The organism is Lysinibacillus sp. DFXJR4 (genome assembly GCF_057196045.1).
Map to the genome: position 1 here is coordinate 1,289,427 of NZ_JBXUNW010000001.1, position 18,254 is coordinate 1,307,680.

At 36.5% G+C, this 18,254-nt stretch carries 13 protein-coding genes; 7 read left to right on the forward strand and 6 right to left on the reverse strand.

What is annotated here, in order from left to right; genetic code table 11:
- Positions 1-16: 16 nt before the first annotated feature.
- Complete coding sequence (locus AC2CGN_RS06575; RefSeq protein ID WP_429981472.1) at positions 17-160, forward strand: hypothetical protein; 144 nt, start codon at positions 17-19, stop codon at positions 158-160.
- A gap of 260 nt (positions 161-420) precedes the next feature.
- Positions 421-1,584 (forward strand): MFS transporter, encoded by a 1,164-nt coding sequence (locus AC2CGN_RS06580; RefSeq protein WP_429981473.1) that lies wholly within the window; start codon positions 421-423, stop codon positions 1,582-1,584.
- A gap of 89 nt (positions 1,585-1,673) precedes the next feature.
- Here the strand turns inward: AC2CGN_RS06580 and AC2CGN_RS06585 are convergent, their stop codons facing one another.
- The 6 genes from AC2CGN_RS06585 to AC2CGN_RS06610 all read right to left on the reverse strand — a co-directional run bounded on the left by AC2CGN_RS06585 (position 1,674) and on the right by AC2CGN_RS06610 (position 9,217).
- Positions 1,674-2,690: a linear amide C-N hydrolase gene (locus AC2CGN_RS06585; protein ID WP_283872150.1), complete on the reverse strand. Its 1,017-nt coding sequence runs from the start codon at positions 2,688-2,690 to the stop codon at positions 1,674-1,676.
- A 269-nt stretch (positions 2,691-2,959) separates the two neighbouring features.
- Entirely contained in the window at positions 2,960-4,711 is a 1,752-nt protein-coding gene (locus AC2CGN_RS06590) for an ABC transporter ATP-binding protein (RefSeq protein WP_484512784.1), read from the reverse strand.
- Complete coding sequence (locus tag AC2CGN_RS06595) at positions 4,704-6,497, reverse strand: ABC transporter ATP-binding protein (protein WP_484512786.1); 1,794 nt, start codon at positions 6,495-6,497, stop codon at positions 4,704-4,706. The genes AC2CGN_RS06590 and AC2CGN_RS06595 overlap by 8 nt, the downstream gene beginning before the upstream one ends.
- Before the next feature lie 4 nt (positions 6,498-6,501).
- On the reverse strand, positions 6,502-7,926 hold the full coding sequence (locus AC2CGN_RS06600) for an energy-coupling factor ABC transporter ATP-binding protein (RefSeq protein ID WP_429981476.1): 1,425 nt from the start codon (positions 7,924-7,926) through the stop codon (positions 6,502-6,504).
- Positions 7,923-8,630, reverse strand: coding sequence for an energy-coupling factor transporter transmembrane component T (locus AC2CGN_RS06605; RefSeq protein ID WP_484512788.1), 708 nt, complete (start codon positions 8,628-8,630; stop codon positions 7,923-7,925). The genes AC2CGN_RS06600 and AC2CGN_RS06605 overlap by 4 nt, the downstream gene beginning before the upstream one ends.
- Positions 8,630-9,217 (reverse strand): MptD family putative ECF transporter S component, encoded by a 588-nt coding sequence (locus tag AC2CGN_RS06610; protein WP_484512790.1) that lies wholly within the window; start codon positions 9,215-9,217, stop codon positions 8,630-8,632. Before AC2CGN_RS06610 ends, AC2CGN_RS06605 begins: the two co-directional genes overlap by 1 nt.
- Before the next feature lie 282 nt (positions 9,218-9,499).
- Between AC2CGN_RS06610 and AC2CGN_RS06615 the strand changes: the two genes are divergently transcribed.
- Genes AC2CGN_RS06615 through AC2CGN_RS06635 form a run of 5 tightly spaced genes read left to right on the forward strand, consistent with a single transcriptional unit; the run spans position 9,500 to position 18,253 of the window.
- Positions 9,500-10,198, forward strand: coding sequence for a VOC family protein (locus tag AC2CGN_RS06615; RefSeq protein WP_429981479.1), 699 nt, complete (start codon positions 9,500-9,502; stop codon positions 10,196-10,198).
- 39 nt (positions 10,199-10,237) lie between these two features.
- Positions 10,238-14,551: an amino acid adenylation domain-containing protein gene (locus tag AC2CGN_RS06620; RefSeq protein WP_484512792.1), complete on the forward strand. Its 4,314-nt coding sequence runs from the start codon at positions 10,238-10,240 to the stop codon at positions 14,549-14,551.
- Positions 14,544-15,629 carry a saccharopine dehydrogenase NADP-binding domain-containing protein gene (locus AC2CGN_RS06625; RefSeq protein ID WP_484512794.1) on the forward strand — a complete coding sequence of 362 codons (1,086 nt, stop codon included), beginning with the start codon at positions 14,544-14,546 and terminating at the stop codon, positions 15,627-15,629. Before AC2CGN_RS06620 ends, AC2CGN_RS06625 begins: the two co-directional genes overlap by 8 nt.
- Before the next feature lies 1 nt (position 15,630).
- The gene (locus AC2CGN_RS06630) at positions 15,631-16,686 is read left to right on the forward strand and encodes a methyltransferase (protein WP_484512796.1); all 1,056 of its coding nucleotides are present in this window, start codon (positions 15,631-15,633) and stop codon (positions 16,684-16,686) included.
- Positions 16,634-18,253: a (2,3-dihydroxybenzoyl)adenylate synthase gene (locus AC2CGN_RS06635; RefSeq protein ID WP_484512798.1), complete on the forward strand. Its 1,620-nt coding sequence runs from the start codon at positions 16,634-16,636 to the stop codon at positions 18,251-18,253. Before AC2CGN_RS06630 ends, AC2CGN_RS06635 begins: the two co-directional genes overlap by 53 nt.
- The last annotated feature ends 1 nt before the right edge of the window (position 18,254 follow it).

Below are 18,254 nucleotides of genomic sequence, written 5' to 3' on the forward strand. Positions count from 1 at the left end.
GAGGAGGCAAAAAGTCATGGAAACTGTTTTCAGAAGAATTGCAACAGAAGTAAAAACATATTTACAACTTGATGATTTACTGTCAAAGGGACCAGTCTGTACTTTTTTAAGTAAACTTCATATAGAAAATAGCCGGAAGCTTTTTGCCTTTGTTCTCTAAAATTAGAACTTTTAATGTTTGTGCATATACAAAGCCATGATTAGACGCCGGATTTAATGGCGTCTTTTTGTGTTCTACAGGTGAAGAATTGGGATGGACACAATGATGAGATGTTTGTCACAAAGATTATTGTAATCCCTCAATATAACAGTGTTAGAAAGGGTGAGACTTGTTGTTTAAAAAACTTAGACAATTTAGGAATGTTTCAGTGTGCGATACGCTTCTAATTTAGAAAATAATTAGAAGCGAGGACACAAACTATGAAAAAGCAAAAAATTTTTACACCATCATTTCTTTTTTTATTTATAAGTAATTTTTTAATCTTTATTGGCTTTGAAATGTTATTACCAATTTTACCAGCCTATTTATTAAGCATAAATGCCTCTTCTATTCAAGTAGGCTTGGTAACAACTATATTTACGATAGGTGCAATTTTAATCAGACCTTTCGTAGGCTACTATTTGATTGATAATAAAGGAAAAAGTCTTGCTATCGGAGCAGGTATGACTTTATTGATCGTTACTATGCTGTATCCTTTTCTTAACATTATTTGGCTTTTCCTATTGTTACGGTTTTTCCATGGAGCGGCATGGGGGGTATCAACTACGGCCAATAGTACAATGGCTGTCGATTTAATTCCTAAAGCTAGATTAGGAGAGGGAATGGGGTATTTCTCTATTTCAACAACAGTTGGCGCTATTATTGCACCGAGTATAGGTATTCTTATCTATAATACCTTTTCCTTCCAAATATTAATTTATTCATCAGTAATACTTAGTCTGTTAGCGATAGTAGCACTTCAATTTGTCTCTTCATCTACTCCTGTTAAATATGAGAAGCAGTCATTTCGATTTGTAGAAGCGATTTTTGAAAAGGATGTAAGGTTCCAAGCTTTATTGACCGTTATTACGACACTTGGCTTTGGAGCGATTATAACCTTCTTAGTACTTTATGGGGAACAAAAGGATATAAAACATATTTTCTTATTCTTTCTTATCAATGCGACTGTTTCCACTTTATTACGACCATTTACAGGAAAATGGTTTGATAAAAATGGACCATGGTCTATTATCATTGTGTCAGCCATATTAGGATTTTTATCACTTGTCGTGTTATCCTATACCACAGATAATTTAATGCTGATCATTGCAGCGATTTTATTCGGAGCAGGTTATGGAACAATGATGCCATGCCTACAAACATGGACTGTTCAAAAAGTAGATGAAGCAAAAAGTGGGGCAGCCAATGCAACTTTCCTTTCTAGTTTTGATGTTGGTGTTGGCATTAGCGCCTTTGTATTAGGAATTTTAGCAGAATGGATGAGCTTAGAGATGATTTTCCGTCTTGTTAGCCTAAGCTTTATAATAGTTGGTATTCTAGTTTCCACCGATTTTATAAGTAATAAGAAAAACAAACTTGAATAAGTTTACAGTAACTAATCCAATCAAAAGGACCAGGTACTCCATTCAGATGGAGTCTGGTCCTTTACCTGTTTTATAGAACGAAAGAGTAATTAGCTTTTAACATTAACTTTGTTGAGTTGCTTTATATCCTGTGCACGTTCCCATTCAAAGGTAATTAATGTTGAGCTATCTAAATTCTCATCCATTAAAGAAACAGAAGAAATTCTACTATTATCATAGAGCTTAAAGTAATAGTTTTTACTTTGTGAGCACATTGCTGACGTATAAATTGTATAATCCGTATTTCCTTCCTTTGTGAGCACAACACCCTTTGGAATATTAACAGAAGAAAGGATATGGAATAGGTTTGTTACGCCCTCCACTTCATTTTTCGCTTCTTCCGTATACTTCTTCCAGTAAGCAACACGTAGGAAACGAGCTGATGGGGTGAAATCGCCTGGAAGACCTAATGCACCTGCACCTTGTCCAAATGGTGTTAGCTCTAAATCACTCATTGTAATATCATTTGGTGGGTAAGGATTAACACCAATATAAGCCCGCAGATTCGTTTGATGCCATTCATAGCCAGGGCTATTTGTCATTACACCAATTGTCTTACGGTGGACGGTAATTCCTGTTTTATCTGGCTCAATTACAATTGTTTCACCTGAGGCATCTGTGAAAGTAAAGTGCAGAGGAGGAGCGAATCCAAGAATGGCATTGGCTTCATTAATAAGTGTAAATGCCTCTAATCTTGTCAGCACATCATCAATGGTTACACAGTTACCTAAAATTTGTGATACTACATAAACCGGATTTATGCCTCTTTTACCTTCCTCAAGCTCCTCTGCATACGTCGCAAATGTTGCATAGTATAGCATTGCTCCCATTAAGCCCTTTTCATTAACACCATCGTATAGAACAGGGGATGAAATATCAGTGCTACCCATCCCAATGAATGCATATTGATTATTTATAACAACATCTTCCTTTTCAAGCAGTCGTATTCCATAATTACGTGGCACAATGATAACTTTACTATCTGGTTCCATTGTGAAATCCATTGTTCGAGCAAATAGATTTTTCTGATCTGTTGTGTGAATCGCTAAACTACTACAACCTAACATGAACACCACTCCTTTGAAATTATCCCTCAAGGCTTTCATTAATGAAAATCCTTTTATAGGAATTTTTGTAGGTTTTACCCTATTTATAGAGTAGCATAATTTATTGGTAATTCAAACATAAATGTTAAAACTTAACAATATTTACAAACTTGTTAATAGAAGAATAAAATATTTGCTAGAAAATAAGGGGAGGGGAAATAGTAAATTTTAAAAAAGTAGTACAACCATTTATTCATAGTCTGTACTACTTTTTGTTTTTTGGTATTTTTTCAAGTGGTAAGATTCCAGTTTTCTGCGTCCTGTCGAATTTCAATAAAGCGACGATATACACCTTTTTCTTTCATTAATGAGTGATGTGTTCCCTGTTGAATGATTTGACCATCTTCTAAAACAATAATTTGATTGGCATTCTGTATTGTTGCTAATCGATGGGCAATGATGATGGTTGTTTTTCCTTGAATTAATTTTTCTAATGCAGCTTGAATAAGTGTTTCGTTTTCTGGGTCAAGACTTGCAGTTGCTTCATCTAATATAATAATGGGTGCATTTTTCAAAATAGCGCGGGCAATCGAGATTCGTTGCTTTTCCCCGCCAGATAAAGAGGAACCACCATCACTAAGAACCGTATCATAGCCATATTCCAGCGACATAATAAAGTCATGGCATTGTGCCTTTTTTGCAGCTTCTATAACATCATCTCTAGAAGCGTTCGGATTCCCAAAAAGTATATTATTATAAATGGTTTCATTAAATAAATAGACGTTTTGAAATACCATACTAATCGATGATAATAAACTGTTTAACTGCATAGAGCGAATGTTAGTGCCACCAATAGAGATTTCTCCAGAATCAACATCATAGAATCGGGCAATCAAATTGCAAAGGGTTGTTTTTCCAGAGCCAGATGGTCCAACAATCGCTGTAGTTGTACCTTCCTTAACGGTAAAGGATACATCCTGAATGATAGGTCTTTCATCATAGGCAAAGGAAACCTGGTCAAAGTGGATCGCATATTGTGTTAGCTCGGTATCTTGACCCTCTTCGTCAATAAATGTGGTATTTTCAATGGCTTCAAGTTTATTGAGCGTATGATTAATCGTTTCCAACACATGTGTTGCATCGCTAATGGGCTCTATACTATCAAACATGACAAATGAAAATAACGTAATTAGGAACATATCCGCAAGTGTCATTTCTCCATTCATCACTAAATAACAGGCAACACATACAAGTAATATAGAAGCCAACTTTAAGGCTAGTCGATGTCCGACATTGAAAACACCGAAACCTTTCTGAATAGTTATATTAACTTGCTTGCTATTGCGAAAGGCATCCTGTATATTACGGGAAGCAATACCTTCCTGATTAAAGTTCTTAATAACAGACATGCCACGTAAGTACTCTAAAGTAGCACTAACAAGCTGATGCTGACTTTGCTGATGGAAGGTAGCATTTCTACGACTATGTCTTTGTAATAGTCGTAGGAACATAGACGATACAACAATACCACTAATTGCTACGAGAGTCATAATTGGCTGATAGAATGATAAAAATAAAATCATTGTACATGTTAGAATATAGCCATTGATAACGACATCAATCATTTTTATCCCCATCATTTCAAAGAAGGACAAATCTGTGGTAACAGTACTATTAATATCACCTATCCGATGCTGCTGAAAAAATCCAAGTGAGACCCTTTTCAAGGTATGTCCCATTTTGATCCGATGATCTGCTGTTATTTCATAGCCAATGCTCTCCTGATAACGTGCCTTTAAATAGGCAAAGATAAAACGACCGAAAATGGTGAGCAATAATAGCAGTAACAGCAACCAGATTGCATCTATCTCTAAAGCATTTTTTCCATAATAGTCATCAAGCATCATTTGCAAACCATGGGCAGTTATAACAATCGGAAGGGCAATACAAATAGACTGCAAAAACGACAGTATAAATCCAAGGTATAAACGTTTTTTGTATGGGCCAATCCACTGGATAATTCTCATTATTATTTTAATCATTTAAAGATACCTCCTGAGATGGATTCGTATCAGAGAGGAGTCCATGTTCTTTTGAACCAATATGAGCCTTCCATAATGTTTGATAAAGTTCATTCGTTGCGAGCAATTCGTTATGGGTGCCAATTTTATGGATACTGCCATCCTTTAACACGACAATTTGATCAGCATGTTTAATCGTGGATAATCTATGAGCAATGACAATGAGTGTTTTATCTTTCGCTAGCTCGTTAAAAGCTTTTTGTATTTCTGCTTCATTTTCTGGATCAGTAAACGCTGTTGCTTCATCCAGTATTATAATTGGAGCGTTTTTTAAGATAGCACGTGCTATGGCGATACGTTGCTTTTCCCCACCAGATAGCTTGTTGCCTGCTTCACCAGAATCAGTATCATAGCCGTTCTCTAGTCGGGCAATAAACGGATCACATCTTGCTAAACGTGCGGCACGATAGACTTCCTCATCACTAGCGTGTGGATTTCCCATTCGAATGTTTTCAAAAAGACTAGTTTTAAATAAAAAATTATCCTGTGCTACATAGCTAATCTTTTTTGCCAGCTCATTAGGATGAATATCTTGAATATTGGTATGTCCAATCGTAATGGAGCCTTCAGTAACATCCCAAAAACGAGCTAATAGCTTGGCAATTGTTGATTTTCCACTTCCAGAAGGGCCAACAAGTGCTGTATAGCTTTTTTCAGGAATGGTTAAAGAAAGTTGGTGAAGTACATTCTGCTCATCATTGTAGCTAAACGAAATATCATTGAAGACAATATCATAATGCTCCAAAGCTATTATTTCTTCTGTAATAGGAAGTGATTCCAAATTTAAGTATGCTTTTGTATCAGCAATGGCATATTCAATCGCCTTGAAATCATTGACAAAAACAGTAAATTTCATAAGTGGATAAATAAGCCCCATGGATAAAATAAGGCAAATAATTAATTGTGCAGGATTAATAGCACCCTGATAATATAGCCATAAACCGATGGGCAGAGTACCGACAAGGGTAGATGGTAAAATAGCATTGCCTAATGTCATCCATGGCCATGTGCCACGAAACCATTGCATTGTATAATTTTTAAAATCTGTAATAGCATTCGTGAATTTTTCATAGGAAGCATTTGTTTGATTAAAGGTTTTAATGACCTCAATACCCTCCACATATTCTACGATAACACTATTTACATGATTACTTGCCTCCATATAGTGTTGATACTGGGTGTTGAAATTTCTCATCATAAAGGCATACACAATCAGTGCAACTGGAACTGTAATAAGAGAGGCAAGAGCTAGTCGATAGTCAATCGTCAGCATATAGATAAAAACACCTATAGGCAGAAAGAGATTTGAGATACCTTCTGGAATAATATGTGCTAATGGCAATTCTAAAGTTTCCACGCGATCAATGAGGACATTTTTAATCGTACCAACTGGTTGATTTAAAACATGACCTAGAGGTGCTCTTATTAATCGTTCAGCTAGTTGCAGACGAATTTCCTCCAAAATATGATAGGCAGCACGGTGAGAGAAATAACTAGAAATTGCATGAAATACTGTTAAAGCGATGTACCCAGCAGCTGCAATAGCAATCCAAAAAAGAAGACGCTGCATTGTTTGGGTTCTTTCAATTAAAAGCAGTAGTATTTGATAAACAGCCACATATGGAACTAGCCCGCCTATGACACTCATAATGGCCAAGATAACGGATAAAGCAAGTGGTACTTTAGAGCTCCCTGTAAATTGGAGAATAGACTTTATCCAATGTTCTTTTTTTTCAATCTGTTCCACCATTTCACACCCTTTGCTTGTTAAATAATGTAATGTCCTTCATCATGCCCTGCGATAATTCAATGGTTCCGTCACAGCAAAGTGCAATCATCTCAGGATCATGTGTGATAATGAACACAAGCTTATTTTGATTACGCAAAATATTCATGCAATTTGCAAATTTTCTCATATGATGATAATCAAGTCCGCTCGTTGGTTCATCCATAATCATCACTTGTTTATCTGCGGCAATTGCAGAAAGTATGGCTACACGCTGTTTCTCCCCACCTGATAAAGCCAGTGGATGTGCGTCTTTTAATTCAGAGGCGCCCAGTAAAGCCAGTAGATCTAATGCTAGCTCTTCATTTGGCTCTGGCATAGAGAGTAAGATTTCTGCTAGCACGCTTTCTGTAAAAAGCTGGTGATGTACGTCCTGCATAACCATGCTACTAGCCTGAAGGCATTGCTTTTTTCTAAATTTCACATTATTGATGTGAAAGGTAGGGGAGGCTTTTCGGTTGAGACCTGTCAGGGATTTAGCGAATGTCGATTTCCCAGCACCATTGTGACCAGTAATAGCCATGATAGCAGGGAATGGAAGGTCAAACCCTTCAATTTTTAGCTGAAAATCATGATTGAAATAAGAGAGTGTCTCCAATTTAAAACGTGCTCCTTGATCCAACAAACGATCATGCTGAGGCATCAATTCCTCAAGATGAATCGCTCGAAGCCCTAATTGATAAAGTGCTTCATTTGACATAGTGAGCATCTCCTTTTGGGCAAAAATATGCTTGATTTGCCCGTCCTCCAAATAAACAAATCGATCTGCAAGATTCTGTAAGTAATGAAGTCGATGTTCAGAAATAACGATCGTTTTCCCCTGACTTTTCCAAAAAGCAATCATTTCCCCAAGCTGAGCTGTTGCCTCATTATCTAAATTTGCGGTAGGTTCATCTAGAATAATGATGGGAGGATTATGTATGGCAACTGATGCACAGGCTATTCGTTGTTTTTCTCCACCTGAAAGATGGAATAAATTTCTTTGTAAAAGTGGCTGTAGTTCAAACTGTTCTACCATCATAGCTTTTCTATTTAGTATTTCATCAGAGGGCAAGCCAAAGTTTTCTACTGTAAAAACTAGCTCGCTGTCAGTATCGATATTGTAAAATTGGGTTTTAGGATTTTGAAAAACCGAGCCTGTAAGCTTTGAAATTTCGTGAATTTCCATTGCTTGAATATCTTGATTGGCTACCCGAATAGTCCCTTGTAATTCGCCATTAATGTAATAGGGGATAAGGCCATTTAATAATCGAGTAATCGTAGTTTTTCCACAGCCCGACTTTCCACAGAGCACAATAACCTCTCCAGCTGAAATCTCTAGATCAATAGCGTTTAGCGCTTTTTTCGATTGATATTGATATTGAAAGGAAACATTTTGAAGCTGAATCATAAAAACACCTCCCAAATAAAAATAAGCCAAACGACAATACAAGTGGTGATTAATAGAAAATCCTGCAGATAAAATTGAAGCTGACTGACATTTGTTCTTTTGTTAGGAGCAGATAAACCGCGAGTTAAGGATGCCATTGTTAATTCATTACCAATCTTTGAGGCTGATACCATAAGTGGAATAAGACGATACTCCATAGCTTTTACTGGGTGCAGCAGCATTGAAAATCCTGTTAAGCCTCGGAATGCCATAGCTTGTTGTATATAAATATATTCATAATTTAATGTTGGGAAAAAACGGAACATAACAGAGAGTGAAATAATGAATCCCCTTGGCATATGTAGTTTTTCCAAAGCAGCAACAAGTTCACTTATAGATGTTGTAGATAGAAGAAAATAGCCCATCATAATACCTGGAAGTAGCCTTAGGGAAATGGAGATAATCCCTAATAACAGAAAGAACAATACACCGTGTATATAAGGGGCTACCGTGTACTGAAAAGTTGTAACGGATACTAGTAAAATCAAATAATAGGAGGCTATTTTGTATTTCTGATACAGCAATAGCAAAATAGCCGGAATTCCCCATAGAATCGGTAATATGTACAGAAACCAGCCATTTTGTGGAGCACTTACAGTAATGATATTTATTGTAACTGTCAACAGCAGCTTAGTACGTGGATCTATTTGTATCCGTCGTTTCATTAAACAATCCCCGATTTCTTGAAGTGCTTTGTTAATAATTTAGTACCAATCAAGCCTCCTATTAGACTTGTAGCAAAAGTCATGACAATAAATAGAAATAGTGTCCAATCAGGAATATAGCTGTTTAATTTATTGGCGTACTCAGCACCATATTGAACAGTAATATTAGAAAAGTAAGTAGTTCGATGAAGATAAATAGGAAGATATAGACCAATTGTCCATAAACTAAACACAGCAAAGGATAATGTCATGGAAAATGTACTTGATTTTAGCTTTATAAAAAGTATGTCTGCAATGAAGCCACAAATTAGACCTGTTAGAAGGGGATAAAAGCCATTACCGCCCATTAACATCATGATTAATCCACAAATAATACCACTCATCGTAATCATGCCGAATTTCTCAGTTTTTGCTAAAAATAATATAAAGGGAACACCTCCAAAAATACCGATTAGGGCTGGTAAGATAGCATTGAAAATGGGGATATACCCTAATAGCGAGATGGTAAATAATAAGGCAAAATAAATGCTTGTATAAATGCCTACTGTCATAAAGTCTTCCGTCCGTAATGTGAGATTTTTTATCATGTGAATAGCTCCTTTCGAAATGAAGAAATAATCATCACAGGTTATTTCCTTTTTTTTTGGAATATTTAGGGTTATACTCATGTCGAGTATATTTGAAAATGAGAATCATTGTCAATTGTTATTTTAGGTAAAATATTTTTTCAAAAATAACCAATAAAGACTATTGTATTTATTTTTACAATATTTTAGAATCTATGTTAGTAGTCGATAATGATAATCATTATCAATTAAGTAGACTGAACTTTCAAGGATTTGAAATAACTTATAAGGTGTTGAATTTATGTGTTAAAAATTAGTCATATTCAGTGCAGGGTATATGATATTAAAAAGGCTGTCCATGATTATGAAAAAGCTGGATTTCAGGTTGAATGGGGAAGAGACCCTAAAAATTCACTAAATGCATTTATCTGGTTCAATCAAGGGCCATTTATTGAACTATTTGAAATGAAGCGATTTATGTCTCCGATACAATTTCCATTAGGGATTCTCTATGGTAGATCGATGAGAGAGCGCTGGGTGAAATGGATGATTCAGCGTGAAGGGCTTATAGATTTTGCATTAGAAGGCTATGAAGAGGATATTGCAAAGCAAGAAAATTTACATTTAGTGAGAAATGAACTCAATCATTTAGGTATTAGTACATCAAAGGTGTTAAATGGACGACGAAAGAAACCGACAGGAGAAATTGTTACCTATGGATTCTTTTCGCTGTCCCCTTGCGATTTACCTTTTGTTGTATCAGCCTATAATACACCTCAGAGGCCAAAGCAGATTGAGCATTCAAACGGCTCTCAATATATTCATTCCTTGACGATTAGCTGTCCAGATGAAATGGCAGAAATATTAAATACCCTGCTAGTTGATAAGGCAATGCTAACAATTAAGGAATCTAAAAAATTTAACATAGATGGTATTACCATTGAAGGACTGACAGACAAAGTTGATACTAAATTACTACATGGAGCAAATTTAATACACTGAGGGTACATAGTTACGAAAAAGGTGAGGAGTGAAAATAGGATGCAAGTAAAAAAAGAAATAATCCAGTTAAAGGCACAGGGAATTGAGTTATGGACGAATCAGGGAAAGCTTCATTTTAAAGCAGGTAAGAATCAGATGACTGAAGAAGTGATGGGATTTCTAAAAATGAATAAAGAGGCGATAATTACTGCTTTGGAGCAAGAAGCGCAAGCTAACACATTCCCATTAACCCCTATTCAATCTGCTTATCTACTGGGCAGCATGAACAGCTTTGAATATGGTGGTGTTTCCAGCCATATTTACATGGAGCTTGAATATGACCATCTTGATTGTGAGAGGGTTAAACAAGTATGGACGACGTTAATAGAGCGGCATGAAATGCTACGAACGACCATTCATCGGAATGGCTATCAAAGTGTCATGGATGACATACCGAACATTGAAATTGCATTTGAAGATTTAATGAGGAATGGTGCCGAAGATAAGGAGCGACTACAGGAAATTAGGCAACATTTGGGGCATAAAATCTATACACCTGAAAGCTGGCCGCTTTTTGATATTTCATTGAGTCAACGATTACATGGCACGACTATGCATATTTCCTTTGATTTTTTAATTGTCGATTGGGCAAGTATTTGGATTTTATTAAAAGAATTTGAAGAGCTTTATTTTCATGAGGATGTTATATTACCAGCAAATGATTTCACCTTTAAAGAGTATGTAAAGATAGAGGAGGAGATGAGGTACCAGAAGAACTATCAAGAGGATAAAGACTATTGGTATAACCGAATTCAAACACTTCCGCCTTCACCGACATTACCTAAATTGTCATTAGTACAGGATGAAAAATGCTTTGAACGCTATTTTATTCAATTAGATAAAGCCGCTTGGGATAAATTTAAATCTTCCATTTCCAATAAAGGTAAAACGGCTACTAGTGTTTTGCTCGCCTTATATAGCCAATGTCTGGCGAAATGGAGCATAAACAAGCATTTTACCATCAATTTAATTCTTTTAAATAGATTACCTGTCCACCCAAATGTTCACCGAATTGTTGGCGATTTCACATCTATTAATTTAACAGAGGTTGATTGTAGAAGAGCTGAAATGCCTTTTATAGATCATGTTCGTCAGATTCAACAGCAAATGTTTCGAGATTTAGACCATAGCAGCTTCTCGGGCGTAGAGGTACTGAGAGAAATAACAAGACAAAAAGGACAAGCATATGCTTTAATGCCTTTTGTCTTCACAAGTGCTATTAATCTTATCGATTCCAATGGATTAATCGGAAAAATGAATGAGTATGGTATTAGTCAAACACCACAAGTATTTATTGATTGTCAGGTCATGGATGATGACAATGGCTTGCGTGTGAACTGGGACGTGAGGAAGGGTGTATTTCCAGCCAATGTAATAGCTGATATGTTTTCCGCATTCGAAATCGCCTTATTAAAATTAGTCCATGAAGATCAAGCCTGGGAATCAGCAGCTTTGGTAAACTTGCCAAATGAACAAACAAGACAAAGAGCAAGTGTCAATAATACCTATTTGAACCAAGCAAAACATTTGTTACACCAAGGCTTTTTCGAACAAGCAAGTCAGCAGCCTACACAAATCGCGGTCATCGAAGGGGAGCAGGAATACTCTTATGCTGAACTAAGAGATAGGGTGTTTACAGTAGGTAATCTACTTCAAAAACATCAGCTACAACAAGGGGATAAGGTGGCCATCATTTCTGAAAAATCCATTTGTCAAGTGGCAAGTGTGCTGGCTATTCTATCGCTAGGAGCAGTCTATGTGCCGATTGATAAGGCTCAGCCGATTAGTCGAATCAAGAAAATAATCGATCAAAGTCAAGTAAAGGCTATCCTTGTGGATGAACATCAGCCAATCTATGAAAGCTTAGAGGTACAATGCATTGCAGCTAATTTACTAGAACAAAGAGAAAGCATTTCCTATGACGTTTATAAGGGTGATCCGGATGAACTAGCCTACATTATTTTTACATCTGGTTCAACAGGAGAGCCAAAGGGTGTTGCCATGTCTCATGCTGCAGCCATGAATACAATTACAGATATTAATAGGCGATTTAGTATTACTAGCCATGATCGTGTTCTTGCCCTATCTAAGCTTAACTTTGATCTATCAGTTTATGATATCTTTGGTTTGCTTACTGCTGGTGGTACGATTGTCTATCCAGAACAAGGTCATTTGTATGATGCAAACTATTGGTTATCATGTCTGCAAACTAAAAAGATAACATTATGGAATACAGTGCCAGCATTAATGAAAATGCTACTAGCTGTTGATGAAACGGAGCAATTCGTAATAGATTCCATGAAAACGATACTGTTATCAGGAGATTGGGTACCACCAAAAATGGTTAAGCAATGTGCAACTGCATTTCCAAAGAGTACCATAATTGCCCTAGGCGGTGCTACAGAAGCGGGTATTTGGTCCAATTATCATATTTGCAGTGAAGAAGACTTTGAGAGAGAGTCTATACCTTATGGCTACCCTTTAGCAAATCAATGCTTTTATATTTTAGATGAACATAATGAGGACTGCCCGAATTGGGTTCGTGGAGAGCTGTATATTGCGGGAGATAGTCTTGCACAAGGCTACTATCAGAATACTGAAATGACAAATGAACGATTTATCACAACGATTAAACAGCAGCGGCTCTATAGAACTGGTGACTATGGAAGATATTTGGACAATGGAGAAATTGAATTTATCGGACGTCTTGATAATCAAGTGAAGTTACGTGGAAATCTTATTAACCTAGGGGAAATTGAATCATTATTAAATAAACATGAGCAAGTAGACGATTCCTGTGCAGTCGTACTAGATAATAAGCATCTTTATGCTGTCGTTCAACTAGCAGAGTATGCTCCAAACAATGTACTATGTAATGATTTCATTGATTATCTTGAACAGCTACTACCGTCCTATATGGTTCCCGTCAAATTATTTATTTTATCGAAGCTTACACTAAATGCAAATGATAAATTAGATCGCCAATTGATCAAGAAACAGGTGCAGCAGCTAGTACAGGAGGTTCAAGCTGAAGAGAACCTACAACAGGCAAAAGTAATCACTCAATTAGAGGGAACACTACTCCATTTTGCACAAGATATTCTTCAGATCGAACATATTCAGGTGGATAAAAATTTATATGACTATGGAGCAGATTCCTTATCCTTATCACAATTGGCAGGGAAGATAAAAAAATCAATTGAGAATGAAAATCAATATCATAAAATTACTTTTGACTTTATTCTTCGTCAATTGTTAAATGAGCCAGTTATTAAATTACTTGCACAAAAAATAATGCAACATACAGTGACAGAGACGCAGGAAAATCAACATATAAATAAAAGAAATCAAGCCCAGACGATAGGTTTATTAAAGAAGGAATCCTCCTCTCATGGTGAACCATACCGAATTGTCGTTCATGCAGGATTAGGCACAATGAACGCCTTTAAATATTTAAACAAGCATTTAGCAAAACAAGATTTAGGAACAGTTATCAGTATTTCTATTCAAGATATTGACCAGTATTTAGCCCTAGATAGTGCCATGTTAATTGATCATTTAGCAGATGATTATGTACAACAAATTATGGCAAAACAAGTGAAGCAAGTTCAATTAATTGGCTATTGCATGGGTGGGCTGATTGCTCTTGAAATGGCTAGAAGACTGATGGAAAGAGGTGTGGAAATAATTGATTTTACGTTAATTGATAGTGCGCCGGTTTTATATGATATCGAGGATTCTATAGCACTAGAATTAATCTTTATTACGAATTTCTATATTACTGTTGAGGATGTTTATAAAGGTGCATCCAATCAACATTTGATGGAAGCTATTATGCATATTTTCTATCAACATAATAAGAGTTTAAGCGCATCAAGTCTTGAGGAGCTTAAACATGTAGAAGAGTTTAAAGAAATTTACCGCTTTATCAAGAATTTATCACAACGAAGCAGAAAACAGCGCTTTCAGGATTATCGAGCTGCCATAGAGAAAAAAACGGGTGAAATCATTCCAGATGAGATGCTAGAGGGATACTATAACATTTATTTACACAGCTTTAAAGGGTCCAATGTGCGACCAATGGCATATTTCGGAGATATTCGCTATTTAGTGGCAGAAGAGGATATGGATTTTATTTTTACTGATAGGCAGGACACATTAAAGTTTTGGAAAGACCTGTGCATTGGTCATTTTGAGGAAATAGCGATTGCTGGGAATCACATTACATGTATTGAAGATGATGACAATGCATCTCGTGTGGCTGACATCTTGCTAGCACCAATTCAAATGGGGAGTATTAGTCAATATGAATAAAAAATACTTAGGAATCATTGGCGCAACAGGTCAGGTTGGTGTGGGAACTGTTAAAACTTTATTGAACAATTATTCAGCTTCATTATTACTAGGAGGTCGGAAGATAGCAAAGCTTATGGAACAATTTGGGGAAGAGTCTGAGACAATGAAATACCAAGCAGTAGATGTCTTTAATGAAGTTAGTATTCAAGCCTTCTGTGAGAATTGTTACTTGGTTATAAATGCGGCTGGACCCTCTTCCCTCATACTTGCACGAGTTGCTGAAGCTTGTCTAGTAACGAATACTACCTATATTGATGTATCTGGTGATAAAGCAATGAAATTGGCAATAGAGGATGCTCTTGCAAAACACAATAATCCTATAACATGTGCCATATCTGGCGGTGTCTATCCTGGCTTGACAGAAATGTTTGTAGCATATTTATTACGCCAAAAATGGGTCGAACGTATTAGCTGCTATTTTGCTGGTAAAGGTAGCTTTTCTGAAACAGGGGCTTATGATATTATCTCCAGCTTAGAAAAAGATGAGGGCTATGGAATGTCCTATTACAGGAATGGGGATATAAAGAAATTAACTTCAGGAATAGGGAGCCAAAAGCTTTTACCTGCTCCATTTCATCAAGTATACACACTCCCCTTGATGAACGAGGAGTTTATAGCCTGTATAAAAGAATATAGAATTGCCAATGCCTATTTTTATAATACCTTCGCTACGTCTAAAATACTGAGTGATTTTATTATGATAAAGGCTATGCAGCTATATAAAACTGAGGAGGAAAAGCGTGCCTCTGCTCATCGTTTAATTGAGACCTACCATACACAAGATGATGAACATGAGGGTTTTATTATATATGTTGAAACAGAAGAAAATGGTAAAACACAAACAAGTTACTTACAAAGTAATATGAATTGGAACTATGGCTCTGGAGTTGTAGCTGCTTGTGTGGCGATGCAAATGCAAGAAAGGAATAGTACAAATAAAAAAGGGTGTTACTTTGCGCAATCAATAGTTGATGTGGAAGAGTTGATGCAACAACTCATAAAAACGGAATGTATTTCAATTATAGGGGAGAAATAATGTGGATGTAGAAAAAATGAAAGTCATTAACATGATACAGGGCTATTCTCACTCATATATCGTATATAGCGCGGTTGAACTTGGCATTTTTAATGCTTTGTTTTCCAAAAGCATGACAAATCAACAATTGGCCAAAGAGCTTCATCTTTCTCCTTTATTATTAGAGCGATTTATGAAGGTTCTGATAGCAATGGATTTCGTCTATCAAGAAAATGATCAATACTCGTTAACATCTCTAGGTGAAAAATTATCAAATGATAGTGAAGATTCCATGGCTGCAATGATTTTATTTAATGGCCGTATATGCATGAAAGCGTGGGGCTATTTTTATGAAGGATTAAAAAATAATCTTTCTCCTATTGAATTGATGGAGGGAGAGGCATTTTTTGAAATCAATGAAATGAGCCAAAATCGCTTAGGTACATTTAATGACATGATGCGTCAATCAAGTTCACAGTTAAATTTAGAGCTATTATTTCAGACAAGAAAAGTGGCTGATATTAAGAGAATTGTTGATATAGGAGGTGGTGCTGGTGTTGTAATAACACAGCTTTTACAAGGATTTCCATTAGCGGAGGGAATCATCCTTGATAAAGACTATATCAAAGCAGAAGCAGAGGAAACGATTCGTATATCCTGCTTACAGAAGAGATGCCAATTCATCGAAGGAGATTTCTTTTTACCTCTTGAGCATAAGGCGGATATGTATGTCTTATCAAGAATTCTCCATGATTGGGACGATCGTCAGGCTACAGCCATACTCAGCAATATTGCAGCGGTAATGGCTAACGATAATGTATTGTTGATTATTGAAAAAATACTTCCTGAAAAAGTGTCAAGACAAGCACTACCCGCTTTTTTAGGGGATATGCATATTTGGACATTGTGTAATGGCCAGGAAAGAACTGAAAGTGAGTTCGAGCAACTGCTCCAACCGGTCAACTTATATATTGCTAGGAAACATTTTACGGATTCAGATATTGTCATACTGGAGGTTAAAAAGGATGAGCAGCATACAGATAGAGGAAAAGATTACGAAATTTTTGGAGCATTATGAGAAAGAGGGCTATTTGGAACCATTGTCGCTTGCAGATGCTTTAAAAAATTGGGCAACTATGTACAAGAAGAAGGTAGCCCTTGTGGATCAAGCAGGATCATTAACTTATGAGGAGCTGTATCAATCAGCTAACTTCTTAGGACAGGGATTACTAGCGAAAGGTATTAAAAGGGGGGACAATGTACTACTACAATTACCAAATAATATATTTTTTGTAAAGGCTTGTTTTGCACTATTTATAATAGGCGCAAGACCTATATTATTATTGCCGACACATCGAGAAAAAGATATTACGAATGTCGCTAACCTTACAGAGCCTGTAGCAATCATTATACCATCCACATTCCACGGCTATGACTATCAATCTATGGCTAAAAAGGTAGCAATGAAACAGCCAAGTATTTCCTTAATCATTACAGATGAACCAAACGATACATGTATTTCATTGGGAGATTTAGAAAACCAGTTTTGTGCACAGAAGGATGACTTCATGGAGCATCAATCCTCTTATCAAGACATTGCTTTATTTTTACTATCAGGAGGTACGACAGGATCGCCAAAGGTCATTCCAAAATTACATACTGCTTACTTATGTAATGCAAAAGCAGCAGCAGACCGTTGTCAGGTGACAGAAAATAGTACTTATCTTGCGGTATTATCCATTGCACATGATTATCCGCTTTGTTCACCGGGTGTTCTAGGGACTTTAAGTAAAGGCGGTAAGGTTGTATTAAGCTCAACGAGTACATTTGATGAAGCACTAGAATGGATTGAAAAAGAGCGAGTTACCTTTACCTCTATCGTACCTGTTATAGCAAATTTATGGGTAGAGTCTCTCGCTTTGGAGGAGCATGCAGATGTATCTTCCCTTGACTATATTTTATTAGGAGCAGCTAAGCTAGAGAAGCAATTGGCTCTCCAATTGATGACACAATTTCAATGTCAGCTAATTCAGGGTTATGGTCTAGGAGAAGGTATTACTTGCTTCACTTCACCAGATGATGATATTGACACGATTATTTCATGTCAAGGTAAGCCGATCTCAAAAGGGGATGAATTTAAAATTGTTGATGAGAACGGTGATGAGGTTGCGCTGGGAGAAGCAGGTGAGCTGATTCAAAAAGGCCCCTACACTTTCCTTGGTTACTATAAGTTACCAGAAATAAATCAGTTAAGCTTTACGACAGATGTTTTTTTTAAAACAGGAGATAAAGCACGTATAACAGAGGAGGGGAATATTCAAATTCTTGGAAGAGTGAAGGAGCAGATTAATCGAGCTGGGGAAAACGTAATCCCGAGTGAAATTGAAAGCTATCTTCTTGAGCATAATGACATTGTGGATGCTTCCGTTGTAGGTGTTGCTGATCAGGAATTAGGGGAACGAATCTGTGCATTTGTTGTAAAAAAAGATAGGGAGCTTTCGTTAACGGAGCTTTGTCAATTTATGATAGAGAACGGTGTAGCAAATACTAAACTTCCTGATCAATTAGTGTATGTAGAATCTATTCCCTATATTAATGTAGGGAAATCCGACAAGAAAAAATTAGTCGCACAATATCTAGCTTAGG